This is a genomic window from Sinorhizobium terangae, from assembly GCF_009601505.1.
GTDB lineage: Bacteria > Pseudomonadota > Alphaproteobacteria > Rhizobiales > Rhizobiaceae > Sinorhizobium > Sinorhizobium terangae.
In genome coordinates this window covers 75,301-99,984 of record NZ_WITC01000017.1, presented here as the reverse complement: position 1 = coordinate 99,984, position 24,684 = coordinate 75,301, and the positions used below count along the sequence as shown (strand labels likewise).

Annotated in this window: 27 protein-coding genes, 1 tRNA gene and 1 pseudogene; 14 read left to right on the top strand and 15 right to left on the bottom strand. The window is 63.3% G+C overall.

From position 1 onward, the window contains the following. Positions 1 to 35: 35 nt before the first annotated feature. Complete coding sequence (locus tag GHK62_RS02295; protein ID WP_184108645.1) at positions 36 to 896, top strand: endonuclease/exonuclease/phosphatase family protein; 861 nt, start codon at positions 36 to 38, stop codon at positions 894 to 896. Between the two features lie 43 nt (positions 897 to 939). Here the strand turns inward: GHK62_RS02295 and GHK62_RS02290 are convergent, their stop codons facing one another. The 4 genes and pseudogenes from GHK62_RS02290 to rplU form a co-directional block, all read right to left on the bottom strand. Further along, positions 940 to 1,524 (bottom strand): GNAT family N-acetyltransferase, encoded by a 585-nt coding sequence (locus tag GHK62_RS02290; RefSeq protein WP_153436730.1) that lies wholly within the window; start codon positions 1,522 to 1,524, stop codon positions 940 to 942. Continuing rightward, positions 1,521 to 2,153: a GNAT family N-acetyltransferase gene (locus tag GHK62_RS02285; protein WP_167528129.1), complete on the bottom strand. Its 633-nt coding sequence runs from the start codon at positions 2,151 to 2,153 to the stop codon at positions 1,521 to 1,523. The genes GHK62_RS02290 and GHK62_RS02285 overlap by 4 nt, the downstream gene beginning before the upstream one ends. Before the next feature lie 132 nt (positions 2,154 to 2,285). Then, positions 2,286 to 2,555 (bottom strand): 50S ribosomal protein L27, encoded by a 270-nt coding sequence (rpmA, locus tag GHK62_RS02280; protein ID WP_012709652.1) that lies wholly within the window; start codon positions 2,553 to 2,555, stop codon positions 2,286 to 2,288. Between the two features lie 96 nt (positions 2,556 to 2,651). Beyond that, positions 2,652 to 2,963 (bottom strand): annotated as a pseudogene (rplU, locus tag GHK62_RS02275) (50S ribosomal protein L21); the annotation flags it as partial. 305 nt (positions 2,964 to 3,268) lie between these two features. On the opposite strand from rplU, the gene GHK62_RS02270 reads away from it, so the two are divergent. Beyond that, positions 3,269 to 3,358, top strand: a tRNA-Ser gene (locus tag GHK62_RS02270). A 28-nt stretch (positions 3,359 to 3,386) separates the two neighbouring features. On the opposite strand, the gene GHK62_RS02265 is transcribed toward GHK62_RS02270, so the two are convergent. Next, positions 3,387 to 4,187 carry a DUF429 domain-containing protein gene (locus GHK62_RS02265; RefSeq protein ID WP_153436728.1) on the bottom strand — a complete coding sequence of 267 codons (801 nt, stop codon included), beginning with the start codon at positions 4,185 to 4,187 and terminating at the stop codon, positions 3,387 to 3,389. 37 nt (positions 4,188 to 4,224) lie between these two features. Then, entirely contained in the window at positions 4,225 to 4,734 is a 510-nt protein-coding gene (locus tag GHK62_RS02260; protein ID WP_153436727.1) for a hypothetical protein, read from the bottom strand. Between the two features lie 473 nt (positions 4,735 to 5,207). Here GHK62_RS02260 and GHK62_RS33445 point away from each other — a divergent pair, with 473 nt between their 5' ends. Then, entirely contained in the window at positions 5,208 to 5,369 is a 162-nt protein-coding gene (locus GHK62_RS33445; protein ID WP_167528128.1) for a hypothetical protein, read from the top strand. Between the two features lie 17 nt (positions 5,370 to 5,386). On the opposite strand, the gene GHK62_RS02255 is transcribed toward GHK62_RS33445, so the two are convergent. Continuing rightward, positions 5,387 to 6,694: an amidase gene (locus GHK62_RS02255; RefSeq protein ID WP_153436726.1), complete on the bottom strand. Its 1,308-nt coding sequence runs from the start codon at positions 6,692 to 6,694 to the stop codon at positions 5,387 to 5,389. A 226-nt stretch (positions 6,695 to 6,920) separates the two neighbouring features. Between GHK62_RS02255 and GHK62_RS02250 the strand changes: the two genes are divergently transcribed. The 5 genes from GHK62_RS02250 to ppa all read left to right on the top strand — a co-directional run bounded on the left by GHK62_RS02250 (position 6,921) and on the right by ppa (position 12,685). After that, entirely contained in the window at positions 6,921 to 7,142 is a 222-nt protein-coding gene (locus GHK62_RS02250) for a KTSC domain-containing protein (RefSeq protein ID WP_153436725.1), read from the top strand. Between the two features lie 292 nt (positions 7,143 to 7,434). Continuing rightward, positions 7,435 to 8,997: an alkaline phosphatase D family protein gene (locus tag GHK62_RS02245; RefSeq protein ID WP_153436724.1), complete on the top strand. Its 1,563-nt coding sequence runs from the start codon at positions 7,435 to 7,437 to the stop codon at positions 8,995 to 8,997. A 199-nt stretch (positions 8,998 to 9,196) separates the two neighbouring features. Beyond that, positions 9,197 to 11,023, top strand: a complete 1,827-nt coding sequence (typA, locus tag GHK62_RS02240; protein ID WP_153436723.1) for a translational GTPase TypA — start codon at positions 9,197 to 9,199, stop codon at positions 11,021 to 11,023. Between the two features lie 327 nt (positions 11,024 to 11,350). After that, the gene (locus tag GHK62_RS02235; protein ID WP_153436722.1) at positions 11,351 to 11,857 is read left to right on the top strand and encodes a GNAT family N-acetyltransferase; all 507 of its coding nucleotides are present in this window, start codon (positions 11,351 to 11,353) and stop codon (positions 11,855 to 11,857) included. A gap of 294 nt (positions 11,858 to 12,151) precedes the next feature. After that, positions 12,152 to 12,685, top strand: coding sequence for an inorganic diphosphatase (gene ppa, locus GHK62_RS02230; protein ID WP_153436721.1), 534 nt, complete (start codon positions 12,152 to 12,154; stop codon positions 12,683 to 12,685). A 166-nt stretch (positions 12,686 to 12,851) separates the two neighbouring features. On the opposite strand, the gene GHK62_RS02225 is transcribed toward ppa, so the two are convergent. Both GHK62_RS02225 and GHK62_RS02220 read right to left on the bottom strand, forming a co-directional pair. Continuing rightward, on the bottom strand, positions 12,852 to 13,163 hold the full coding sequence (locus GHK62_RS02225; protein ID WP_184108646.1) for a DUF167 domain-containing protein: 312 nt from the start codon (positions 13,161 to 13,163) through the stop codon (positions 12,852 to 12,854). Continuing rightward, on the bottom strand, positions 13,164 to 13,460 hold the full coding sequence (locus GHK62_RS02220; protein WP_136505441.1) for a YggT family protein: 297 nt from the start codon (positions 13,458 to 13,460) through the stop codon (positions 13,164 to 13,166). Between the two features lie 133 nt (positions 13,461 to 13,593). Between GHK62_RS02220 and GHK62_RS02215 the strand changes: the two genes are divergently transcribed. Further along, a complete protein-coding gene (locus tag GHK62_RS02215; RefSeq protein WP_153436720.1) occupies positions 13,594 to 14,838 on the top strand; it encodes an MFS transporter in 1,245 nt (414 codons plus the stop codon). A 7-nt stretch (positions 14,839 to 14,845) separates the two neighbouring features. Here GHK62_RS02215 and GHK62_RS02210 read toward each other — a convergent pair whose 3' ends face one another. From GHK62_RS02210 to hemC, 6 genes are all read right to left on the bottom strand, one after another. After that, the gene (locus GHK62_RS02210; protein WP_153436719.1) at positions 14,846 to 15,604 is read right to left on the bottom strand and encodes a glutamine amidotransferase; all 759 of its coding nucleotides are present in this window, start codon (positions 15,602 to 15,604) and stop codon (positions 14,846 to 14,848) included. 1 nt (position 15,605) lies between these two features. Further along, positions 15,606 to 16,088 (bottom strand): tellurite resistance TerB family protein, encoded by a 483-nt coding sequence (locus GHK62_RS02205; protein ID WP_153436718.1) that lies wholly within the window; start codon positions 16,086 to 16,088, stop codon positions 15,606 to 15,608. 24 nt (positions 16,089 to 16,112) lie between these two features. After that, on the bottom strand, positions 16,113 to 17,729 hold the full coding sequence (locus tag GHK62_RS02200) for a heme biosynthesis protein HemY (protein ID WP_153436717.1): 1,617 nt from the start codon (positions 17,727 to 17,729) through the stop codon (positions 16,113 to 16,115). A 19-nt stretch (positions 17,730 to 17,748) separates the two neighbouring features. Next, positions 17,749 to 19,002, bottom strand: coding sequence for a COG4223 family protein (locus tag GHK62_RS02195; protein ID WP_153436716.1), 1,254 nt, complete (start codon positions 19,000 to 19,002; stop codon positions 17,749 to 17,751). Positions 19,003 to 19,216: 214 nt separating this feature from the next. Beyond that, positions 19,217 to 19,930 carry a uroporphyrinogen-III synthase gene (locus tag GHK62_RS02190; RefSeq protein WP_153436715.1) on the bottom strand — a complete coding sequence of 238 codons (714 nt, stop codon included), beginning with the start codon at positions 19,928 to 19,930 and terminating at the stop codon, positions 19,217 to 19,219. Positions 19,931 to 19,934: 4 nt separating this feature from the next. Continuing rightward, a complete protein-coding gene (hemC, locus tag GHK62_RS02185) occupies positions 19,935 to 20,864 on the bottom strand; it encodes a hydroxymethylbilane synthase (RefSeq protein WP_153436714.1) in 930 nt (309 codons plus the stop codon). 176 nt (positions 20,865 to 21,040) lie between these two features. Between hemC and tsaD the strand changes: the two genes are divergently transcribed. The 5 genes from tsaD to GHK62_RS02160 all read left to right on the top strand — a co-directional run bounded on the left by tsaD (position 21,041) and on the right by GHK62_RS02160 (position 24,615). Continuing rightward, positions 21,041 to 22,135, top strand: a complete 1,095-nt coding sequence (gene tsaD, locus GHK62_RS02180) for a tRNA (adenosine(37)-N6)-threonylcarbamoyltransferase complex transferase subunit TsaD (RefSeq protein WP_153436713.1) — start codon at positions 21,041 to 21,043, stop codon at positions 22,133 to 22,135. Positions 22,136 to 22,143: 8 nt separating this feature from the next. Beyond that, positions 22,144 to 23,133, top strand: a complete 990-nt coding sequence (locus tag GHK62_RS02175) for an NAD(P)H-dependent glycerol-3-phosphate dehydrogenase (RefSeq protein WP_167528126.1) — start codon at positions 22,144 to 22,146, stop codon at positions 23,131 to 23,133. A 78-nt stretch (positions 23,134 to 23,211) separates the two neighbouring features. Continuing rightward, complete coding sequence (locus GHK62_RS02170; RefSeq protein WP_153436711.1) at positions 23,212 to 23,505, top strand: YciI-like protein; 294 nt, start codon at positions 23,212 to 23,214, stop codon at positions 23,503 to 23,505. Positions 23,506 to 23,510: 5 nt separating this feature from the next. Beyond that, positions 23,511 to 23,942, top strand: coding sequence for an EVE domain-containing protein (locus GHK62_RS02165; RefSeq protein ID WP_153436710.1), 432 nt, complete (start codon positions 23,511 to 23,513; stop codon positions 23,940 to 23,942). A gap of 10 nt (positions 23,943 to 23,952) precedes the next feature. Further along, on the top strand, positions 23,953 to 24,615 hold the full coding sequence (locus GHK62_RS02160; RefSeq protein WP_153436709.1) for a class I SAM-dependent methyltransferase: 663 nt from the start codon (positions 23,953 to 23,955) through the stop codon (positions 24,613 to 24,615). The last annotated feature ends 69 nt before the right edge of the window (positions 24,616 to 24,684 follow it).

The window sequence follows — 24,684 nt, the reverse complement described above, 5'->3', positions numbered from 1 at the left end:
GATATAGGCGGTTACCCTGGAGGTCAAAGACTATCGTGCGGTTCACAAGCTACAATATTCAATACGGCATCGGTCTCGACGGGCGTTTCGACCCCGAGCGCATCGCCGCCTCTCTCCGAGAGGCCGACATCATCGCCCTACAGGAAGTGACGCGCAACTTTCATCGCAACGGCAATGCCGATCTCGTTTCGGTCTTCGAAGATCTGCTGCCGGACTATTTTTCCGTGTTTCATGCGCCCTGTGAGATCGATGTCGGCTCGGCGATCGAGAATGGCCGCGCGATCAATCGCCGGTTCCAGTTCGGCAACATGATCCTGTCGCGCTGGCCGATCCTTTCGACGCGGCTGATCGCCTTGCCGCGGACGCGCACGGTCAGCCCCATGAACCTGCAGCGCGGCGCGACCGAAGCGCTGATTGCGACGCCGACCGGCCCGTTGCGGGTCTATTCCGTCCACCTCGACCATGTGCTTCCGGGCGAACGCATCAGCCAGATCGAGTTTCTGAAACAAAGGCTTGTCAACTACCCGCTCGAAGGCGGCGCGATTTCGGGTGCCTCTGATTTCGGCTTTGCCGAGCCGCCGCATCCGGAGGATTTCGTCGTGATGGGCGATTTCAACATGGTGCCGGAATCGCCCGAATACAATGCGATGGTCGGGACGCGCGACGCTTTTTACGGACGCTCGCTGCGCATCGGCAATCCGGTCGACGCGCTCGCCCATCTCGGCCGGCTGACGCCGGAAAGCTATAGCTGGATTCATCCTGAAGATCATCAGCGGCGAATGCATCTCGACTATTGCTTCCTCAGTGCCGGCCTCGTTCCGCGTCTGAAAGATGCGTGGACCGACTATGATGCGACGGGCTCCGACCACCTGCCGGTCGGAATCGAGCTCCATTGAGCGGAAAAACAACCCGCGAAGGCTCACCTTCGCGGGTTTCTTTTTAGTTCGGCCGACGCAGGTCCGCCGCCGTCAGCCGCGTCTCGATATGCGCGACCATGGCGTTGCGGGCGAGGGCGTAGATCTGGCTGCAGCCGGTGATCTTGAAGCCGAGCTTTTCCTGGACCCGGAGCGAGCCCGGATTGTCGGCAAAGACGCCCGAATGGAGCACCGTCTCCGGCATGCGCCGGAAGAAGCGCTCGACTGCGGCATGAACCGCCTCGCTCGCCAGCCCCTTGCCCCAGTAGAACCGGTTCAGCCAGTAGCCAACATGCCACTGACCATGGCGGAGCTCAATGCCGACGCAGCCGATATGGACGTCGTCGCCGGTGGTGACGGCGAGCGTCCAGTCGGGCAGGACGTTGGCCGCTTGGCGGTTCAGCCAGTCGAGCGCATCCTGATGATCATAGGGCGCCGGGACGCGCGCCAGCATGCGCGCGACCTGGAAATCGCCGAGCGACTGGGCGATCGCCTCCGCATCGGCAAGCCGATGCGGCCTGAGCCTGAGCCGCTCGGTTTCGATGATCGGTGAGGGGCCGGGATCGGGACGGACGATAACCCGCGACCGTTCGGGAACGAGCGCGTTCATCGCATGCCTCCCCAGCTTCTCAGCGAAACCCAGGTCTTGCGGTCGAGCCGGTACCATTCGACCGACATCATGCCGCCGAGCGCCAGGCTTTCGACCATGCCGGAGCCCTGGAACTGGAAACCGCACTTCTGGATGACCCGGCGCGAAGCGATGTTCATGACCCGGCAGCGCGCATCGATCTGGTCGATGTCGCGGGTGCGGAAGGCCATGTCGGTCAGCGCTTGCGCGGCTTCCGTGGCGTAGCCCTGGTTCCAGTAGGGCTCGCCCAGCCAATAGCCGAGTTCGGCCGTCTTGCCGTCGGGATGCGGCTCGATGCCGCAGCAACCCAGGAATGCGCCATTGTCCGCCTTGGTGATCGCGTAGACGCACTTGCCAATCGTGCCGGCTTTTGCGCGTCGCACGAAATCGGCCGCATCCGCCGTGGTGTAGGGGTGCGGCATGCGCGAGACCATGGTGGCGATATTGGCGTTGTTGGCAAGATGGGCAAGGGCGTCGATATCGTCTTCGTGGGGCGCGCGCAAAACGAGCCGGGGCGATAACAATATCGGGCAATCGGTCCTTGACCGCTGAGGCCTCAGCCTTTGTTCGGGAGACCGGGATTGGTCTTCCCTCAAGAGCTCGGTTTGCATGGTTCTTCCTCCAGACATGCGAAAAGGGGAGTTGGGTACCGTCCCATCTCCCCTTTTGAAGTCTGGCTTTTGAACCTTGCAGGTGCTTCAGCCGGGTCGATGAGACGCCGGCTGTTTTAGAGCGCTACCGGCTTATTCCGCTGCTTCCGCTTTCGGCATTACAGACACGTAGACTCGGCCATTGGCCTTCGTACGGAAGTCCACGTTGCCTGCCGTAAGCGCAAAAATCGTATGGTCCTTGCCGAGGCCGACATTGGCGCCCGCATGCCACTTCGTGCCGCGCTGGCGCACGATGATGTTGCCCGCGATAACGGCTTCGCCGCCGAACTTCTTCACGCCAAGGCGCTTGGACTCAGAATCGCGACCGTTGCGCGACGAACCGCCAGCTTTTTTGTGTGCCATTGGTGTTCTCCTTTAAAGCTTCGATCCCGGAACTCAGTTTGCAGCTTCTTCAGCGGCGGCTTCGGTCTTCTTCGAAACCTTCTTCGCCTTGCCGCCGGCAGCAGCGATGTCCAGGATGCGGACGGTCGTCTGATGCTGGCGATGGCCGCGCGAACGCTTGGAGTTCTGGCGGCGGCGCTTCTTGAAGGCTATGACCTTCTTGGCGCGGCCCTGTTCCACAACTTCGGCGCTGACAACGGCACCTTCGACAAACGGAGCACCGATGGCGGCATCGGCGCCGGCGCCGACCATCAGGATCTCGGTGAATTCAATCTTGTCGCCTTGAACGCCTTCCAGCTTTTCGATGGTGATGACGTCATTGGCTGCCACGCGGTACTGCTTACCGCCGGTCTTGATGACTGCGAACATATTTTATCCTTTCATGTTCGGTCCGGCTCTTTACCTTAAAAAGGCAAGGCCGTCTTTTTATCAGTCGTTACATTGAGCGAAGCGTCTCGGAAAACCCTTGACCTCCACCAGTGGATGGGCACAAACTTTTACCCTTCGCGGTGCGGTCAGACCACACCACTTCATTGCGCGGATTACGGGAATCGCTCCTCCCTGTCAAGGCGAAAGCCGCGGTTGGGCAAGATATTCTTTTCACGGCCCCTTGCCAGGGCGCAAATCTGCCGCTATGAACCCGACCGCGCCGACTAAGCGCCAACCAGACCTGCGGAGAGGTGGCAGAGTGGTTGAATGCACCGCACTCGAAATGCGGCATGGGTGCAAGCCCATCGGGGGTTCGAATCCCCCCCTCTCCGCCAGTAAACGACGCGATGGCTAAACCAACGCCTAGCTGCCCGTTGCGCCACTCGCCGACAGGGCTGCCCTGTTCTCCGCCAAAGCCTGTCTCGCCCACTCCGCCCAAAGCTCCGCCGGCGGTAGCCAGAGCCAACCTCCGGCGTCGTCCCCAACGATTTCGGACTTGCCTGCGGCGGCGGTTGCCGCTGTCAGTAGGCAGATCCACGCTGCCCTTTTTTCATGGTCTCGTTCGGTTGTGACCTTCTGAAGCAACGTCTCATTGTTCCAGCCGATGGCGCGAAGAAGTCTGTCGAAGACGCGGCTTTCAACCGCATGGTCGTACAGCCAGTCGAACTTCCTGCGCTTCGCCGCCTTCGACATGGTAAAACGCTCATTCTCAAGAAGGACGCCGAGAAAGGCGTTGGGGAAAGCTTCGATGATTGCGGCTCCGGGGATGACGGACTTGGCGATCATCGGTGCGGCCGCAAGGTGCCTGACCTGCGCTGCCGTCTCGGCCGCGGCTTTTCTCAGGGCGAGACCATGGCCGTGGTGGCTGAGTCCCGGCTTGCAGCGCGTTTGGAATGCCCCGCGGATAAATAGGCGTTCGCAGAAACGACCGAGGTCATCGGGCGCGTCGGGCGGCATCAAGGGGCCGTCGATGGCGATAACCGAGAATGTCGTCGACGCCGGAATGTGGCGCTGTCGGCGGTCCCAGTCACTGTGCGTCCGTGCGCAGCCGAAGTTTCCGTCGACACACCACGCAAAGCCCGTGGTCGGCCGCGACAGCGAGTATCCGACGTCGATGCCGAGCAGTTTGTCGGAGCGGGTTTCCTTCAATGTTGCAACTCCCATGGCAAGCGCTGCTCGTGCCGAAATCACACCTGTAGGCTCATCCCCGCGCGTTCGTGCGCAGCCATGCCTCCAACGCGGCGATCACCGCCAATCTCATGCTTGCGCCGCGGGCAAGCGCATGGGCGAGGGAACGGTCGTCGGGGGCGAACCCGATTTCCTGCATGACGTCGCCCGGCTTCAGCCGGCGTTGGGCCATGATCGCTTTGATCTCCGTGATCGCGGAGGGCAGCAGATAGCGGCCGCTTGCGATCGGAGCCTCCACGGCAGCCGCAGAGGGCGATGGGGCGGGGGAATGCGCAGCAGCCGTTGTTGACAGCGCGCCTTTGGCCGCGAGCCAGTTCAAAAAGGCATCACGCTCGGCGTCGGTCGCCTTCCCCCAGGAATTCTTGAGCTTATCAAGCCGGGTGCGCTCCGGCTTTATGCCGGCGATCACGAGGGCCTTGCGCAAGGACGGGATCCTGCCGGAAAGAAAAGCGCCATGGACATCGGGGAACTCGGATGTCAGCCGCTGCAGATAATGTGTATTGTCGGTTTTCTTCTTCGCCATCCTCACATCCGCCGTCGAGTTCCGTGATCCTCTATCGTGCCTGCAATGCAAGGGCGAGCAAAAAGCGTACCCACAGCGGGGCGCAGCCGGAACATGTAGCAATCCAAAGCGCTACAGCATCCTTTGCGCGCCTGATTACAGTACACGACGATAGCGCTACGGGTTTGACGAATGTATTTCTGCCGTCATCCCTGTGCTTGTCACAGGTATCCAGCAGCGCCGCGTCCGCGGCGCAGAAGAGTCATTCAGCCCAAGGACTTGAGCTGGCTGGATTCCTGTGACAAGCAGGAATGAGGCTTGAGGAGAAGCGTTGCCGTACCGCAGCCGACGAGGCAGCACGACGTTGCTGTCGTGTAAGACAGGCGGCGCTGCAGCGGGCGGTGATTTGCACCACTCCTCAAGCCCCGCACAAGTCGGCCTTCCTATCACCGTCTCAACTGCCGGAATGTGACGCGGCGAAAGAGGACGATGAGATGTCAATTGATGTTCAGCACTACAGCGACCCGCAGGATGCCGCTCTGGCCCTGCTTCTCGCCAACAATCGCGGCGACGAACTCACGGACATTCTGGTTGCCGCGCTCGAAGATGCATTTCGGATCCTTGACGAGGATTGGGCGTCCGAGGCGGTGCATTGAAGCTTATGCCGCATCATTCAGCCGGCTTGCAGCAACCTTTCGACGGACGCCGCTGCGGCCAGCAGCGTCCGGTCCGTCCCGCTTCGTCCGACCAGCATCAAACCCGCCGGTAGGCTTGTGCCTGCCATCGGCAGCGTGACAGCCGTCAGGTCGAATTGATTGGCGACCTGCGTGTTGCGCAGGAGCAGGTCTTCGACGCGACGATACTCCTGTTGGTCGTGTTCCACAGAGACAATGCGGACGGCGGGGATCGGCGTGGTCGGAAGGACGATGAGGTCGTAGGGCGCCAGCCGCTCGTGCATGGCGCGAATGAGGACCTGTCGCGTCTGCAGCAGCTTTTCCAGTGTGGCATCGGGTACGGTCAGGCGCCGGCGCAGCGTGGATGTTACCCGGGTATCGACGGGTGCGTCCCCGTCGTCAAGCCAGTCGCGATGTATGCGGCTGCCTTCGATGGCGGCGATCGAGCCGATCTGCGTTGCCTCGGCAAAGCGGAGGAGCAGATCGTCGATGCTGCATTCGGCGATTTTTGCGCCGGCGCGGGAGAGCGTTTGCAGGCTCGCCTCGAAGGCCCTGGCGATCTCCGGCGCGAGGTCGTCGAGGAGCAGGCCTTTCGGAAGCCCGAGCGTCAATCCGTCGAGGGCCAGCGGCGTCAACGGTCCTGGCGTATCGCCCGCCATGATAGCATCGGCAAGCGCGCAGTCGGCGACCGTGCGTGCGAGGGGGCCGATCGAATCGAGGCTTGGCGATAGGGGGAATGCGCCGCCGAGGGGTACACGCCTTGCGGTCGGCTTGAAGCCGACGAGGCCGTTCAACGCCGCCGGAATGCGCACCGAGCCGCCGGTGTCCGAGCCGATGGCGATCTCGCTTGTGCCTTCCGCCACAGAGACGGCCGCGCCGGACGATGAGCCGCCGGGTACGAGGCGCGCGTCGATCGCATTGCCGGGTACCGGATAGTGCGGATTGAGGCCAACGGCGGTAAACGCGAATTCGGTCATGTGCGTCTTGCCGATGATGACGGCACCGGCGGCGCGCAGCCGCTGGACGACCGCCGCGTCCGCCGCAGCCGGTTCTGCCGCCCGGCGAATGACCGAGCCGGCAAGCGTCGGCTCGCCGACGACGTCGAAGAGGTCCTTGATCGAGACGATCCGGCCGTCGAGCGGGCCGAGGCTCTTTCCATCGCTCAGCCTTCGGTCGGCGGCGTCGGCCTCCGCGCGGGCGATGTCTGAATAGAGTTTCACGAAGACACGTTCTTTGGCCCGGCGCGCATCCAGGCGGGCGAGAACGGCTTCGAGCCGGTCGCGAGAGGGGGTGTTCGATTGGGCCAAGGAGAAGACCTCGTGAATGGGATAGCCGCTATTTGCACGATTCCGTAATTCGGGACCCGAGTTATGGACAATTCATGCGGCAATTCAAAGTGCTGCGTCTTCATTGCCCGCGGCTGCCTTGCGCGGGACGCCGGCGCCAGGCGGCGCAGCGTCGTTTAAAAATCGCGGCCATTGATGTATGATGTCAGGTGTCAGCGACTTCTGGAAATCAACCGGGAAGACGCCAATGCCAATGTTGCAATCGTCCGCGATCCTGGACTCTTCCGCGATCCAACGTGTCAATTACGACGCGCGCCATCGGACGCTCAGCGTCTGGTTCGTCGGCAATCGCAGACCTTACCATTACCTCGATGTTCCGGAGAGCATCTACGAGGAACTGGTGCATGCGGACTCCGCCGGCGGCTATTTCAACCATCACGTCCGGGATCACTACGATTTCACGCACTGATGCGGGAATGAGGTGAGGCGGCTTTCGGCGCATCTGCGCCCTGCCAGTCGCTTCGGTGGCGCAAGGCCGCCGCGGCACCTGTACCCGGCAGCGTGACGACGGAACATCGCCCCTCGCCAACCCTATGGTGATAGGCGGCCATTGGCGGGGTTCGCCTTACCGCCGCCCTTTCATAGAACTGTCGCCAAACCGTTCAAATAGTTTCATCCCGCTGTAAAGCCGCTGACATGCGGCTCGCCAATGGTCCGCCGCGAGAAACCGATGATTCGCGAAACGGTACCGGAGGCAGAATTTGGCTGACATTCGAAGCACGCTGACCAGGCGCTCTTTCCTCTTCTCCGCCGGCGCCGCCGGTCTCGTTGCTTCCTCCGGTGTTGCGACACCCTTCTATGCCCGCGGCTATGGGCGGCCGGAATTCCTGCATGGCGTGCAGTCCGGTGACGTCGATACGCAATCGGGCATGGTCTGGACGCGGGTCGACCGGCCAGCGCGGGTGGCCGTCGAATATTCGACCACCGAAAGCTTCTCGAATGCGGTCCGGCTTCCCGACATCGACGCGACGCCGCAGACCGACTGCGCGATCAAGGGCCGGCTCGACAACCTGCTGCCGGACCAGGACATCTTCTACCGCTTCACCGCGACCGATCTTTATGACCCCAATCGCGTGTCCGAGCCGATCGTCGGACGTTTCCGCACGGCGCCGTTGCGCCGACGGTCGGTGCGTTTCGTCTGGTCCGGCGACACGGCAGGCCAGGGCTGGGGCATCGACGAGGTCGGCATGAAGACCTATTCGACCATGCAGCTTCACGAGCCGGATTTCTTCATCCATTCCGGCGACACGATCTATGCCGACAATCCCATCCCGGACGAGATCAAGCTTCGGGACGGGGGCATGTGGAAGAACCGGATCGTCACGCCCGAGAAACGTGACGTCGCCCGTACGCTCGAAGAATATCGCGGCCAGTGGAAATACAATCTGCTCGATGAGCACGTGCGCGGGCTCAATGCCGTCTGCCCCACCTTCTATCAATGGGACGACCACGAGGTCTTGAACAACTGGTCGGCCTCGACCGATCTCAGAGACGATCCGCGCTATCCGGAAAAGGACGTGGCGGTCTACGCGTCGCGTGCTGCTCGTGCCTTCCACGAGATGACGCCGATCCGCACCTTGCCGACACAGCCTGGACGCATCTTCCGCAAGGTTGCTTACGGCCCATTGCTCGACGCCTTTTTCGTCGATCTGCGCTCCTATCGCGGCCCCAACCAGGGGGAGGGCGACGGCGGTCTCTTCGGCTGGCGGCAGGCGGACTGGCTGAAACGGGAACTGGCTGCCTCGCGCGCCACCTGGAAGGTGATCGCCTGCGACATGCCGATCGGCCTCGTCGTCTGGGACGATTATTCGGCAAGACGCGGGTCGGACGCGATTTCCAACGGCCAAAACGGCGCGCCGATGGGAAGGGAGACGGAATTCGCTGACCTGCTGCGGTTCATCCGTGACAACGCGATCGAGAACATTGTCTGGCTGACGGCGGACGTCCACTATACGGCCGCACATCACTACGATCCGTCGCGCGCCGCCTTCAAGGAATTCCTGCCCTTCTGGGAGTTCGTGTCCGGCCCCTTGCATTCCGGCACCTACGGTCCGAAGGAACTCGACATGACCTTTGGCCCGGAGGTCCGCTTCATCAAGGCGTCGGGCGGCGGCATCGACAGCAACCTGCCGCCATCTGCCGGCCTGCAATTCTTCGGCATCGTCGACATCAACGGCCGGACGCAACAGATGACCGTTCGGCTGATGGATCGCCAGGATAAGGAGCTCTGGCGCGTAACGCTCGATCCGGCGGCCGTTGCTTGAGCGATTCAGAAAGGCGTACCGGATATGGATGGGAGAAGCGCGGATAACCCCCTCTGGCCTGCAGGCCAGAGGGGGTCCAACGCAGCCCTGCTATGTGCGCTGGCCCCTTTCGCTCCTGCAAAAAAACCTGTATGAGCGCGGCAACTGAAAAGCGGTACCCGCCTTGTCGCGCGTACCCACGAACTTTCCGAGACAAAAAATGAGCATTCGTAACATCGCGATCATCGCGCACGTCGACCATGGGAAGACCACGCTCGTCGACGAGCTTCTGAAGCAATCGGGGTCCTTCCGCGAGAACCAGCGCGTTGCCGAACGTGTGATGGATTCCAACGACCTGGAAAAGGAGCGCGGCATCACCATTCTTGCCAAGGCGACCTCGGTCGAGTGGAAGGGGACGCGCATCAATATCGTCGACACCCCCGGTCACGCTGACTTCGGCGGTGAAGTCGAACGCATCCTGTCCATGGTGGATGGCGCGATCGTGCTCGTCGATGCCTCCGAAGGCCCGATGCCGCAGACGAAGTTCGTCGTGGGCAAGGCGCTGAAGGTCGGACTGAAGCCGATCGTCGCGATCAACAAGATCGACCGCCCGGACGGCCGCCACGAAGAAGTCATCAATGAGGTCTTCGACCTCTTCGCCGCGCTCGACGCCACCGACGAGCAGCTCGATTTCCCGATCCTCTACGGTTCCGGTCGTGACGGCTGGATGAACGTCAATCCCGAAGGCCCGAAGGACCAGGGAATGGCGCCGCTGCTCGACCTGGTTCTGAAGCATGTTCCCGAGCCGACAGTGGCGGAAGGCCCGTTCCGCATGATCGGTACGATCCTTGAGGCGAACCCCTTTCTCGGCCGCATCATCACCGGCCGCGTACACTCCGGCTCCGTCAAGCCGAACCAGGCAGTGAAGGTGCTGGGTCAGGATGGCAAGCTGCTCGAATCCGGTCGTATCTCGAAGATCCTCGCTTTCCGCGGTATCGAGCGTCAGCCGATCGAGGAGGCCCATGCCGGCGACATCGTCGCAATCGCCGGGCTGACCAAGGGCACCGTTGCCGACACCTTCTGTGATCCCTCGATCGCCGAGCCGCTCGAGGCGCAGCCGATCGATCCGCCGACTGTCACCATGTCCTTCATCGTCAACGATTCGCCGCTTGCCGGCACCGAGGGCGACAAGGTGACCTCGCGCGTCATCCGCGACCGCCTGTTCAAGGAAGCGGAAGGCAATGTGGCGCTGAAGATCGAAGAATCCTCCGAGAAGGACTCCTTCTTTGTCTCCGGCCGCGGCGAACTGCAGCTCGCCGTGCTGATCGAAACGATGCGCCGCGAAGGCTTCGAGCTTGCCGTCTCGCGTCCGCGCGTCGTCATGCACAAGGACGAGAGCGGCCAGCTGCTCGAGCCGGTCGAAGAGGTCGTGATCGACGTCGACGAAGAGTATTCCGGCGTCGTCGTGCAGAAGATGTCGGAGCGCAAGGCCGAGATGGTCGAGCTTCGTCCGTCGGGCGGCAATCGCGTCCGTCTCGTCTTCTTTGCCCCGACCCGCGGCCTTATCGGCTACCAGTCGGAACTGCTGACCGATACACGCGGCACGGCGATCATGAACCGCCTCTTCCACGACTATCAGCCCTACAAGGGCGAGATCGGCGGCCGCATCAACGGCGTGCTGCTGGCGAACGAGGCGGGCGAAGCCGTGGCCTACGCGCTCTTCAACCTCGAGGACCGCGGCCCGATGGTGATCGAACCGGGCGAGAAGGTCTATGAGGGCATGATCATCGGCATCCACACCCGCGACAACGACCTCGAAGTCAACGTCTTGAAGGGCAAGAAGCTCACCAACATGCGCGCCGCCGGCAAGGACGAAGCCGTCCGCCTGACGCCGCCGATCAAGATGACACTCGAACGGGCGCTTTCCTGGATCCAGGACGACGAGCTGGTGGAAGTGACGCCGAAGTCGATCCGGCTCAGGAAGCTCCACCTCGACCCGCATGAGCGCAAGCGCTTCGAAAAGGCCCGGACCGCCGGCGCGGCGTAACTACCCTTCTGTCGCAGGACGCAGCGCAGGCCCCCATCCGCCTGCCGGGGCCGCCTCGGTCCCTTCGCCCCGCTTGCGGGGAGAGGGTTAGGGTGAGGGGCAACTGCCAGTTCCTGCTGCGATAGGCGGCCCCCGAAATCGGAAAACATTTACAACCCCGGAGCGATCCGGGGTTTTTGCTGTGCGTGCCGATCGCGGGCGGCTTGCGGATAAAGTTAAAAAGGCGTTAACCTTCATTTGGATGCCGTTAAAGTTGCCTGTGGGTTAACGCCGCCCGGCAGCCCGGCGGGATTCCGGTTCGCCGTGTCGTGTGTTTAGAGTCGAGTCATGAAGACTGTTTCGATCGAGGTCAGGCCCGGGGAGCCACATGAGGCGGCGGCGATTGCCGAGGTGCATCGCGTTTCCTGGTTGCAGGCCTATGGCGGCATCATTCCGCATCGACCCTTGATCCAGATGGTCAACCGCCGCGATGAAACCTGGTGGCGCAAGGCCACGCGCGGGCCGGCAACGCTGCTCGTCGTCGATGTCGCCGGAACGATCGCCGGCTATGCCACGTTGGGCCTGAGCCGGGCGAGGGCCCTGCCGCAAGAGGGTGAGATCTACGAAATCTACCTGCGCCCGGAATATCAGGGCATCGGCCTCGGGCGCATCCTCTTCCGGGAGGCGAAGAGCCTCTTGAAGTCGCTTGGATGCCGGGGCCTTGTCGTCTGGTGCCTCGAAGACAGTGAACACGCCTACAGCTTCTTCCAGGCGGCCGGCGGCAGCGACATTGCCGAGGGCATGGAAGATTTCGGCGACAAATACCTGAAGAAAGTCGGCTTCATCTGGAACTGACCGGCCCGCGTCGTGCCTGCATCGGTTCAGAGTGCTACAGCGTCCTTTGCGCGTCTGATAAGACGCGGGCGCCGTGGTCCTTGGGATGAAGAGACCCTTCCGCAAAATGCCCCGGTGCCGCCCACTTTTGGCCGCGCCGCCTGCCTACTTCAAGCTATGGCGACTTTGCCCGCCCGGCGAGACGGGCGGCGCTGCAGAGCCATTCCGCCCATCGGAACGAAAGTCATGTTGCATTGCGGCATGTTTCCCTTTATCCGACGGGGCGAATTTTTAAACCGACCCCTGGAGGTACTTATGCGGATCGACGCGATTTCCATCGGAAAGAATCCACCGGAAGATGTCAATGTGATCGTGGAGGTTCCTGTCGGCGGGCATCCGATCAAGTACGAAATGGACAAGGAAGCCGGCACGCTGGTGGTCGACCGCTTCCTCTATACGCCGATGACCTATCCGGGCAATTACGGCTTCGTTCCGCACACGCTGTCCGACGACGGCGATCCGATCGACGTGTTGATCTGCAACACCCGCCCGCTGGTGCCGGGCTGCGTCATCAATGTCCGCCCGATCGGCGTGATGATGATGGAAGACAATTCCGGTCAGGACGAGAAGATCATCGCCGTGCCGTCGAGCCATCTCACCAAGCGCTACGACAAGGTCCACGACTACACCGACCTGCCGGAAATCACGCTGAAGCAGATCGAGCACTTCTTCGAGCACTACAAGGATCTGGAGCCCGGCAAATGGGTGAAGATCTTCGGCTGGAAGGATGCAAGCGTCGCCAAGCAGCTGATCCAGGAAGCGGTCGAGCGCGCCAAGACCAAGAAGTAGTCTATTTTAGCTACCAGATCACGCAATTCCGGACGGAAAACCGTTACACACTTTTCCTGGAATTGCTCTACAGCGCCGTGCGTCCTTTAGGACGCACAAAGGACGCTGTAACTCTTTGATTCCACGCATCGGCCCGAAAATCGGGTCCGATTTTCGGGCCGATGCGCTAGCCGACGATTTCGGCGAGCCGCTTGATGATGTCCTCCGGATCGGCCTCGATCCGGAGGATTTTTTTGCGCTGCGTGTCGCCGGAAATAAGCGCGATCCTGTTCTTGGCGATGCCGAATTGTTTTGCCAGCAGGGCAATAAGCGCCTGGTTCGCTTTGCCCTTTTCCGGCACGGCGCGCACGCGAACCTTGAGATATTCGCCGCCGTCCGCAGCACTTTCGAAGCCGTCGATCGCATCGCGGCCGCCGTTCGGCGTCAGCCGAACGGTCAGGCGAACGTGGTCGTCAAGGCTCGTCAGTGCCGCGTGCACTTATATGCCGATTACCGCCGACGCGACCGTGGTGTTGAGGAAGTACCAGATGAAATAGAGGATCACCAGGACCACGAGCGGCGAGAGATCGACGCCGCCCATGTCCGGCAGGAAGCGGCGGATGGGCCTGTAGAGCGGCTCGGTCAGCTGATAGAGCGAGCGGCCGATCATGTTGATCGCGTGGTTGTTCACGTTGATCACGTTGAAGGCGTAGAGCCAGGAGAAGATGGCCGACGCTATGATCAGGAACCAGGCTATGTTGATAATAAAGTTCAAGGTTGCGATGACAGCAATCATGCCAGTCTCCAATTCGTTGTTGACAGACATGTAGACATTGGAAACTAAACGGGCAAGTACGACGCTTCGTCGTGCGCGATCATGTTTAACGGCATTGCGCCAGTGCTTTGCTGCCCCGAGGAGCTTCCCCCGTATGTCCGCCGTCCAAGCCGCGCATCGTTTCGCCGCCTTCAGGCATGTCGGCTATCGGCGGTATTTCTTCTCCCGCTTCCTCGCCTATTTCGCCATCCAGATCATGTCCGTCGCCGTCGGCTGGCAGATCTATGACCTGACGCGCGACCCGTTTGATCTCGGCCTCATCGGCCTCTTCCAGTTTTTGCCGTCGCTGGCGCTCATTCTGGTGACGGGTACCGTCGCGGACCGCCACAACCGGCGCGTCATCATGGGAATCTGCATGACGGTGAGCACACTTTGTGCGGCCGCGCTGCTCCTGTTGACGGTGACAGGGCTGTTTTCGCCCTGGCCCGTCTATGCGATCCTCGTCGTCTTCGGGATCGAGCGGGCGTTTCTCGGCCCGGCCGCGCAATCACTCGCACCCAATCTGGTGCCAGTCGAACACCTGCCCAATGCGATCGCCTGGAACTCGACCTCCTGGCAGACGGCGACGATCGTCGGGCCGGTCGCCGGCGGCCTGATCTATGGTTTCGGCCCGACTGTACCGTACACGGTCAGTCTCTGTTTCTTTGCAGCGGCGGCCCTGATGGTCTTTGCCGTGCCGAAGCCCATGGTGCGTTCGCCCGCCTCGGGACAGAGCTGGCAGACGATCACGGCAGGTTTCCGCTACATCACCGCGGAGAAGGTCGTGCTGGGGGCGATCTCGCTCGATCTCTTTGCCGTGCTGCTTGGCGGGGCGGTCGCGCTGATGCCGGTCTTCGCCCGCGATATCCTGGCGCTCGGCCCGTGGGGGCTTGGCCTTCTGCGCGCCGCACCGGGAGTCGGCGCCGTCGGCATGGCGGTCTGGCTTGCCGCTCACCCGATCCGCAACCGGGCCGGTCTTTATATGTTTATCGGCGTTGCGCTCTTCGGCCTTGCGACGATCGTCTTCGGCCTGTCGGCGACGCCCTGGATCTCGATCGTCGCACTTGTCGTCATGGGCGCGGCGGACATGATCTCGGTCTATGTTCGCGAAATCCTGATCACGCTCTGGACTCCCGACGAACTGCGTGGCCGCGTGAACGCGGTCAACATGGTGTTCGTCGGCGCGTCGAACGAGCTTGGCGAATTCCGCGCCGGCATGATGGCGTCGGGCTTCGGTGCCGTCTTCGCCGTCGCCTTCGGAGGCGTGGGCACGCTTCTTGTGTCGTTGCTCTGGGCGGTCGGTTTTCCGCAATTGCGCAAGATCGATACGCTCGATGTTCCGGAGCACCAACGCGTCTGATTGGACGTCACGCCGTGCCGTTACGCGCGATCTGCCTTTTCGGCGCGGCCGGCTCCCCGCCGCGCAAGAAAATCAGTTCGAGGAAATTCTCCATCCAGGTCCGCAAGGGGTGATCGTGGATCATGCGCCCCTCGAGGTGCGCCTTGCCGATCTGGGCGCCGGGCAGCACGAAGCGGTGTGCGCCGTGGACCACCCAGCGATGCATCATTGCGCGCGTCAGCTCGCCGTGAAACTGAATGCCCCAGGCGTTCTCGCCGTAGCGGAAGGCCTGGTTCGGATAGGTCTCCCCGGTCGCCAGCAACTCGGCGCCGGCAGGCAGATCGAAGCCCTCCCGATGGAAGTGATAGACCATGGCCGGCCAGTCCATCAGCGCCTTGCCGGCCGCGGTGGCCTTTAGCGGGTACCAGCCGATTTCCGTCATGCCCTCGTGATGCGGTGCGACCTTGCCGCCGAGATTGCGGGCGAGCATCTGCGCGCCGAGGCAGATGCCGAGATAGGGCTTGTTCTCCAGGAGCGGGACCGAGAGCCAGTCGATCTCGCGGCGGACGAACTCCTCCTCGTCGTTGGCGCTCATCGGGCCGCCGAAGACGATAGTTCCGGAATGGGCTTCCAGCGTCGGCGGCAGCTCGTCGCCGAGGGCGGGGCGGCGGATGTCGAGCGCAAAGCCCTTCTGCTGGAGTATCTGCCCCACGCGGCCGGCGCTCGATCGCTCCTGATGCAGGATTATGAGGATGGGTCTTTTAACGTCGTCGGCCTCTGCGGGCATTTCAGTCTTCCTGCTGCGCGTCGTTCTCCTCCTTTGCGTCGATCTTGGCGGCAGCCTCCTGCCGCTTCAAGATGCGATCGCGACCGGATACGCCCAGGAGGTCGGCGATCCGCCAGATCACATGATCTTCCATTTCGTTGCGAACGCCATCGGCATAGACGATCTCCCACAGCATGCCGACAAGCTCGATCCGCTGCTCTTCAGACAGATGGCGCTTGATTTCGGCGGTGAACTTGTAGAAGTCGATCGCCTCGCTTTCGGCGGTCTCGCCTGCCGCGATGAGCGCATCGAGACCTTCGTCGTCGAGTTGATATTGTTCCTCGATGATATCGCGCATCTTGCGACGCTCGGCAGCCAGCACGGTGCCGTCGGCCTCCATGACCTGGACGCAGAGCGCGATCACGGCGACGCGCGGGTCACCTTTCTTAATGGACGCCGGAGGGCCCGCCAAATCTTCGAGAAACGCTCGGAACCGCTCTAACATCTTTCCGTCCACAGTCTTTGAGGTTCAAAACAGCCGCAAACCCGCCTTGTCCGACGCCTTCTCGCCGGCTGTTGCTTCGCGCACGCCGGGATCGTCCGGCGGCCGGCCGAAGAAGGGAGCCGGTTCTTCCTCCGTGGCCTCTTCCTTTTTCCTGGCGGGAGAGGGAGCAGGTTCCTTCCTCTCCGGAACCTTTATCATCGTCTCATGCTCGGCTTCCAGGACGGTAGGCGTTGCCGCTACTGGTGCCGGCTTCGGCGTCGCGGGTGCTGCCATCTGCTGGGCGGTCGCGACTGGCGGAAGGCTGCGGATCGCTTCGTCGGCGCTCGGATGACCATTTTTGAGCTTGTCGGAAAGCTGCAAGGCCGGGGCCTTCCATTCGAAGGCGTCGAGCCGGCCGCTGATCGGCGATACCGGCAGCCAGGACGGCGAGGTGACGCCGTCGGCGGTCCAGGCCGGATCGCGCGGACTGCGCAGCGCCTGCGCCATCCAATGGCGGATGCGGCCCTCGTCGCCGGTGTCGGCCTCCTCGATATCGGCGAGCAGCAGGAAGACGCTCTCCGTCGGTTCGAGCCGCGCAGCCGCTTCCGCCTTGGTGCGGGCAAGCGGCAGTTCGCGTGCCTCGAGCGCGGCCTCGGCGACCGTTGCCAGTGCGACCGCATTGTTGCTGCGGAGCGATTCGAGCTTCTTCGCACGCTTCAAACGGTCGAGGGCGGAATCGCCTCCGCGCGCTCTGACATAGAGCCTTGCTACGTCCGGATGCGGTTGCTGCTTCCACATCCTTTCGAGGATCCCCGCGCCCTTGCGCAGATTGTCTTCGCGGAACAGGGCCTTGGCCGTTACCAGCGCCGCCGGCACCAGGCTGTCGTCGAGTTTCAGCGCGGCAAGGCCGTCGTCGCGCGCCCCTTTCGGGTCGGCGTCGAGCTTCGTCATTGCGCGGGCGGTCAGAAGCACGGCCTTCTTCCGGTCCGCCTCCTTGCGGTCGAGGATATTGGCGGCGCGGCTCTGGTCGAGGAGGCGGATCGCCTCGTCCCATTGTCCTGCCTGGCTGCGGTGATCCAGCGTTGCCAGCGTCGCCCACGGCAGCTGCGGCGCCTTCTCCGCGGCGCGCTCCGCATATTGCCGGGCCGCCTCGTTCGCGCCGAGCCGCTTGGCTTCGAGGAAGAGGCCGCGCAGGCCGAGCTCGCGCGTTTCGGGGTCGTCGGCCATCAGCTCGAATTTCTTGCGCGCGTCGTCATATTTGCCTTCGATCAACGCGGTCTGCGCCTCAAGCAGGTGGATGAGCGGCTCCTGGTCGGCGCTGATCAGGCCCCGGCTCCGTGCCGACATCTTGCGGGCAAGATTGGCATCGCCGGCACCCGCGGCGATCAGCCCGGTCGAAAGCGCCTGGTAGCCGCGATCACGCTTGCGGGCACGGAAATAACGCGTGACGGTATGGGGCGACATCCAGATCGTGCGGAGCAGCCAGATCACGATCAGGACGGCGGCAATGAGCGAGATCAGGATGGAGGCGGCGCGCATCAGGGTCATCTCGATGCGCTGTCCCTGCCAGATCAGCGACAACTCCCCCGGTCGATCGGCGAGCCACGCAAAGCCGAGGCCGAGACACAGCACGAGAAGGATGAAGAACAATATACGGATCATCTATTCTTCTTGCCTCCTTTTAGCCGGCGGTGCCGGTACGCGTCATGGTTTGCGCCACGGCGGCATCAATGGCGGTCTCGACCCGCAGGCGCTGATCGAGCTTCGCCTTGAAACCCGCGCCGGCCGACTTCGCCGCTTCGGGCAGGCCTCCCCACTCCAACGATGCGCCCTTGAGATCGCCATTGTTGAGCTTGTCCTCGATGCGCGCGATCACGGCCTCCGGCGTGTCGCCCTCGACGCTGCCGACCGGCCGGATGCGGATGCCGGACATGGCGCTTGAAACGAGGCGAGCGAAAATGCCCTCGTTCGGATCGGGCTGGTTGAGCGCGTCGAGCATCGCGTCTGCCGTTTGCGGGAAGCCCGCGCGAAGGTCGGTCCGCGTCGCCACGCCGGTTCCGGCGTCTTGAGCCAGAGCCTTCACCGCCGCGTCGTCAGGCGCAATGCTGCGCAGCGCGTCGAGTTCGGCCAGGAAGGGCCCGCCGCGATCGATCGCGGTCTTCAGCGCCGTGACGGCGACGGCCTTCGCCATCTCTATGTCGTTGACCGGCTCGTTGAGCTTCTGTTCCGCCTGGTCGATGCGTCCGGCAAGCTCGGCCTTGGCGGCGGCTGCCGACTGTTCGGCGTCGGCGAGGCTGGCTTTCAGTCCGGCGACTTCCTTGGTCAGATTGGCGACTTCCGCTTCGAGCGCAGTGATCTGCGGCGCGCCCGCGCCGCCCGGCTGCTTGGCGGCCTGTTCCAGCGCCGCCAGACGGTTCTCCAGCGGGCCGATATCTGTCGCCGGCGCCGATTGCGATGCGATCTGCGTCTTGATTGCCTCGATTTCGCTGGCAAGGCTTTGCTCGAGGGCGGCGCTGCCGCGATCCGGTCCGAGCGGCGGAATATAACCGGCATATTGCAGCACGCCGGCGCCGGCGAGCGTCACGAGACCGCCGAGAATGCCGGCCGCCAGCGCGCCGGCGCTCGTCGCCTGCCTCTGCTGCGCCGGCTGTGCCATCGTCTCGTTGCTCAAATGCGGGGGCTCTTCGTCGAAGGCGGCCGCGGCGGCATCGGCGCGCTCCTCCTCCGTCTGTTCTTTTCCATCGGCGGCATCTGCCGCATCCGCTGCATTTTCGCTTTCTGCCTGGCTCGTCGAAATCTCGGCAGGCTCGTCAGTAATCGATTCCTGGCTTGCGACAGATTCGGCTTCGTCGGTCGCCGTCTTTTCCGCCTGGAGGTCGATCGTCAACGGTTCCTTCTCGGATTTCGAGCGGCGCGGCGGGTTTTCCGATACCATGGTGACCTCTTACCGTTGTATTGCCAGTCAGCCTATTGCGACAAACGTAGTCAGGCGAACTCGTGAGGGAAAGCCCCCAACTCGGTTTTTGCTGGAAATGCCGTCAGATGACCCCAAGGAAGGTTGGCGCGTGCGCGGAAAACCGCTGCCGGCTTTGCTGTTCACGCCGCGACCATGCGGCAGACCATCGCTTAAATACCGCTTCGCGCGCCTATCAGAGCAGCTTCAGAAGGTGCTGTTCGTCGGGCATTATGGCGACTTCCGCCGCTGCGTCAGCCGGCAAGACCTCCGCTATCGCTGCACTCAGGCAGAGATAGCGCCGGGCAAAGGCAGCAGCGCTAAGGCGGCTCTGCGAGAGAAGAGCGGCAAACTGCCGCGCGGTTTGGCGTGAATAGAGCAATACGGCGTCAAACCGCCCCGCGCGCAGAAGGCTGGAGAGCTCGTCTGGGCGACAGGCGATCGGCGCCATCCGATAGCATTCGACGGTGCTGTAATCGACGCCGCGCTGCCGCAGCGCCCGTTCGAGGCCATCGGAGCGCGGCGAACCGGCAAGATAAAGGAGCGGTTCGCGGGTTCCCCCGGCGAATGCGGCTGCAATCGTTTCGGCAAGACCTTCGCCCGTGCCGGGGCCGACATGAATGTCGGTGAACCCGAGCTCCGCAGCGGCACGGCCGGTCGCCTGGCCGACGCAGAAGAGCGGTGTTGCAAGGTGGGGTTCAAGCGCGCGACCAAGCGCGGCCAGCGCCCGGGTCGCTTCCGCGCTTGTTAGTGCGATCGCGCCATGGCTTTGCTTCAATGCGGTCTCGACAGCGGCCACGAGATGCTCCGCCTGCATCAGCGGCAGCAGGATCGCTTCGTGGCCCATCGCCTCGAGCTTCAGCGCCGTCGCGGTAGCGGCCGGGCGCGGCCGAGTGACGAGCACGCGCATCGGCTCACGTCCAGCTCGAGAAAAATCCCGGTCCGGCCTTGGCGCGGATCTCTTCGCCGGCCCGGCGCCCGAGTTCGGTCGCCTCCGTCGCCTTGCCCTCGACGGCGATGCGATGGCAGGTTGTGCCATCCGGCGTCAGGATCATGCCGGCAAAGCGGATATGCGTGCCGTCCGACTGGGCGTGGCCGGCGATCGGCGTGCGGCAGGAACCGTCGAGCGTCGCGAGAAAACCGCGTTCGCAGGCAACGGCCTCGTGCGTGCGCGGATCGTCGATGGCGGCAAGCAATGTATTGACGCGCGGGTCGCCGATACGGCTTTCGATGCAGATCGCCCCTTGCGCCGGCGCTGGCGGAAATTCCTCCGGATCAAGCAGTTCTGTCGGGACGTCGGTCATGCCGAGCCGCTTCAGGCCGGCATAGGCGAGCAGCGTGCCGTCGACCTGGCCTTCTGCGAGCTTGCGCAGCCGCGTTTCGACCTGGCCGCGATAGGTGATCACGTTGACGTCGGGCCGCAGGCGCCGAATGAGCGCCTGACGGCGTAGCGACGACGAGCCGACCGTGGCGCCGTGCGGCAGGTCCAGCAGTTTCGGTGCTGTCCGCCCAACAAAGGCATCGCGTATATCCTCGCGCGGCAGGAAGGCGGAGAGGAACAGCCCATCAGGCAGCTTTGTCGGCATGTCCTTCGACGAATGCACGGCGAAATCGAGGTCTCCCGACAAAAGCTGTTGTTCGAGTTCCTCGGTGAACAGGCCCTTGCCGCCGATCTCCGCAAGCGACCGGTCGGTGATCCGGTCCCCCTTGGTGGAAAGGATCACGATCTCGAACATTTCCGGCGGCAGACCATGAGCGGCGGCGAGCCGGTCACGCGTCTCATGCGTCTGGGCGAGCGCCAGCGGGCTGCCGCGCGTGCCGATGCGGAAAGGTTTTGTTTGCATCCTCGGTCATCCATTGTTACTGCATGGTTCCTTAAATCGGGACCGATTTAAGGATGAAACCATGCAGCAGTTCAAAGCGTTACAGCGTCCTTTGTGCTTCTGAAAGACGCACGGCGCTGACACAAGTTCCGTGTACCCACCTTTCCTTGCGACCGCAATCTTTGAGTAGACCACCTATGTCCGCGCCCCTGCGTATCCTCGGCATCGAAACAAGCTGCGACGAAACCGCGGCGTCCGTCGTGCTGCGGGAAAAGGACGGCAGCGGCCGGATCCTCGGCGATGTCGTGCTCAGCCAGCTGGAAGAGCATAGCGCCTATGGCGGCGTCGTTCCGGAGATTGCCGCGCGCGCCCACGTCGAGGCACTCGATACACTGATCGAGGAAGCGCTGCTGCGCGCCGGCGTCAAGCTTGACGACATCGACGCGATCGCTGCGACAAGTGGTCCCGGGCTGATCGGCGGGCTGATCGTCGGGCTGATGACCGGCAAGGCGATTGCGCGTGCGACCGGCAAGCCGCTTTATGCGGTCAACCACCTCGAAGGCCACGCGCTGACGGCGCGGCTCACCGATGGCCTGATCTTTCCCTATCTGATGCTGCTCGTCTCGGGCGGCCACACGCAATTGATCCTCGTGAAGGGCGTCGGCGACTACGAGCGCTGGGGCACGACGATCGACGATGCGCTCGGCGAGGCCTTCGACAAGACGGCAAAGCTGCTCGGCCTTCCCTATCCTGGCGGGCCGGCGGTCGAGCATATGGCCCGGACTGGCGATCCCAAGCGCTTCGACTTTCCCCGCCCGCTCGTCGGCGACGCGCGGCTCGACTTTTCCTTCTCCGGCCTGAAGACGGCGGTTCGCCAGGCGGCGCAATCGCTGGAGCCGGTGACCGAACAGGATATCGCCGACATTTGCGCCTCCTTCCAGCGCGCCATTTCGCGCACGCTCAAGGACCGTGTCGGGCGCGGACTGAAGCGGTTCAAGGCCGAGTTCGCGACCGTCGAGCAATCGGCACTGGTTGTGGCCGGTGGGGTTGCCGCCAACCAGGAGCTGCGGGCGACGCTTCAGGAGCTTTGCGACCGGAACGGCTTCCGCTTCGTGGCGCCGCCGCTTCAGCTTTGCACCGACAATGCGGCGATGATCGCCTGGGCCGGCGCCGAGCGGCTGGCGGCGGGACTGGCGGCGGATGGCCTCGACGTTGCGCCGCGCTCGCGTTGGCCGCTTGACAGCCAGGCGCAGGCATTGATCGGCTCCGGCAAGCGCGGCGCCAAGGCATGATGGACAAGATGAGCGAAAAACCGAAGATCGTCGTCGTTGGAGCCGGAGCCTTCGGGACCGCGCTTGCAGCCGTCGCGGCGGCGACCGGCAATGCCAAGGTGACATTGCTTGCCCGGCGACAGGAGACGGTCGAGCAATGCTACCGCACGCGCCGGAACGATGCGTTCCTGCCCGGCATTCCGCTCCCGGCGGAACTTGGATTTTCTTCCGATACCGCCGTGCTTATGGACGCCGATATCATCCTCTTCGCCATGCCTTCGCAGGAGCAGAGGGCCGCGGCCCGCAGCTATGGCGCCTCGATCGGCACCGGTGCGACGATCGTCACCTGTGCCAAGGGGATGGAGCAATCGACCGGCCGGCTCCTGACGGAAGTGCTCGACGAGGAGCTGCCGGGCCACAAGGTCGGTGTGCTGTCCGGTCCCGGCTTTGCCGCCGATATCGCTAGGGGTCTTCCGACGGCAATGGTCGTCGCGGCTCGCGACAGCGACACCGCCACGGAACTCGCGGAAACCCTTTCCGGCCGGACGTTTCGGCTCTACCCCTCGGCGGACCGCATCGGCGTGCAGCTTGGCGGGGCGCTCAAGAACGTGCTCGCGATCGCCTGCGGCATCGTCGAGGGCGCCGGTCTCGGCGATTCGGCCCGTGCGGCGCTGATCTCCCGCGGCCTTGCGGAAATGTCGCGCTTCGTCGTGGCGCAGGGCGGGGAACCGGATACCGTCCGTGGCCTTTCCGGGCTCGGCGACCTCGTGCTGACGGCGACGAGCCATCAGTCGCGCAACCTGCGCTTCGGCATCGCGCTCGGCAGGGACGGGCCGGCGAGCGGACAGGGCCGGGAACTGGTCGAGGGCGCCTTTGCCGCGTCGGTTGCCGCGCGCGTCGCGCACGAACTCGGTGTCGACATGCCGATCACCGAAGCGGTCGCCGCCATCATCGACGGAAGGCTCGATGTCCGCACCGCCCTGGAGCAGTTGATGTCGCGCCCGATCACCCAGGAATGATTCGGCGGCGGGATGGGCAAAAGCGTAAAGCGGCTTTCGGCTCGCCTCCCGCTCCGATCGATAACGTCAGGAGGAACCATGCTCTTCGCACTTCTATGCACGGACAAGCCCGGCGGCCTGCAACTCAGGCTGGATACGCGTCCCGACCACCTCGCCTATCTCGATGATCTCAACGCCAGGGGCATCCTCAAGATCGCCGGGCCCTTTCTTGGGGCGGATGGAAAGCCGACGGGAAGCCTGGTGATCGTCAAGACCGAGACGCTTGAGGAGGCGAAAGCGATCGCCGCGGCAGATCCCTATGCCAAGGCCGGCCTCTTCTCGAATGTCGAGATCAAGGCCTACAACTGGGTCTTCAACAATCCGGAGGCGTGAGGGCGATGGCTTTCTGGCTTTACAAATCCGAGCCGAACAAGTGGTCCTGGCAGATGCAGAAGGACGCCGGCGAAAAGGGTACCGAGTGGACCGGCGTTCGCAACTACCTGGCGCGCAACAACATGCGGGCGATGCAGATCGGCGACAAGGGCTTCTTCTATCATTCCAACGAGGGCCTGGAGATCGTCGGCATCACCGAGGTCTGCGCGCTGTCGCACCCGGATTCGACGGCTGAAGGCGATGCCCGTTGGGACTGCGTCGATATCCGTGCAGTCATGGACATGCCGCGCCCGGTCTCTCTCAAGGAGATCAAGGAAAACCCCAAGCTTGCCAAGATGTCGCTGGTGACGTCGATGCGGCTTTCGGTGCAGCCGGTTACCGATGAGGAGTGGATCGAGGTCTGCCGCATGGGCGGGCTCGACAACCCGCCGCGCTGAGACGTTCTCCTTGAAGACCAATCCCGAAAGCTTCATCCGCGCCAACACGGGCATTCTCTCGCCGCCGCATGTACCGGAGATCCGGCTGCGTCTCGCGAGCGAAGCGCACGATCTTTGGCTGAAGACGCAGGAGGAGCTTGAGGAGATAGGTCTGCCGCCGCCGTTCTGGGCTTTCGCCTGGGCGGGCGGGCAGGGGCTTGCGCGTTATGTCCTCGACCGCCCGGAAACCGTGCGCGGCCGCCGTGTGATCGATTTCGCCTCCGGCTCAGGCCTCGTCGCGATTGCGGCGATGAAGGCAGGCGCCGCTTCCGTCCTCGCCGTCGACATCGATCCCTGGGCGGAAACGGCGGTACGGCTGAATGCGGCGTTGAACGGAGTCGAAATCGCGTTCAGCGACCGAAACATCATCGGCGAGCCGAAGTACGCCGACGTCTATCTCGCCGGCGACGTCTTCTATGACAAAGGGTTTGCCGATCTGCTTCGCCCCTGGCTTGCCGGGTTGGCGAGGGCGGGTGCTGCCGTGCTCGTCGGCGACCCAGGGCGCGCCTATTGCCCGCGGCAGATGATGACGGCGCTTTCGACCTATGAAGTGCCGGTCACGCGAGCGCTCGAAGACAGCGAGGTGAAGCGCACGACCGTCTGGCGCTTCGAGCCGGCCAACAGCTTCGGCTGACAGGCGCCCACACTTTGCGCGTCTTTGGGTGGGCGGGCGGACGCACCCGCGCGCCCATCCTGCCGCCTT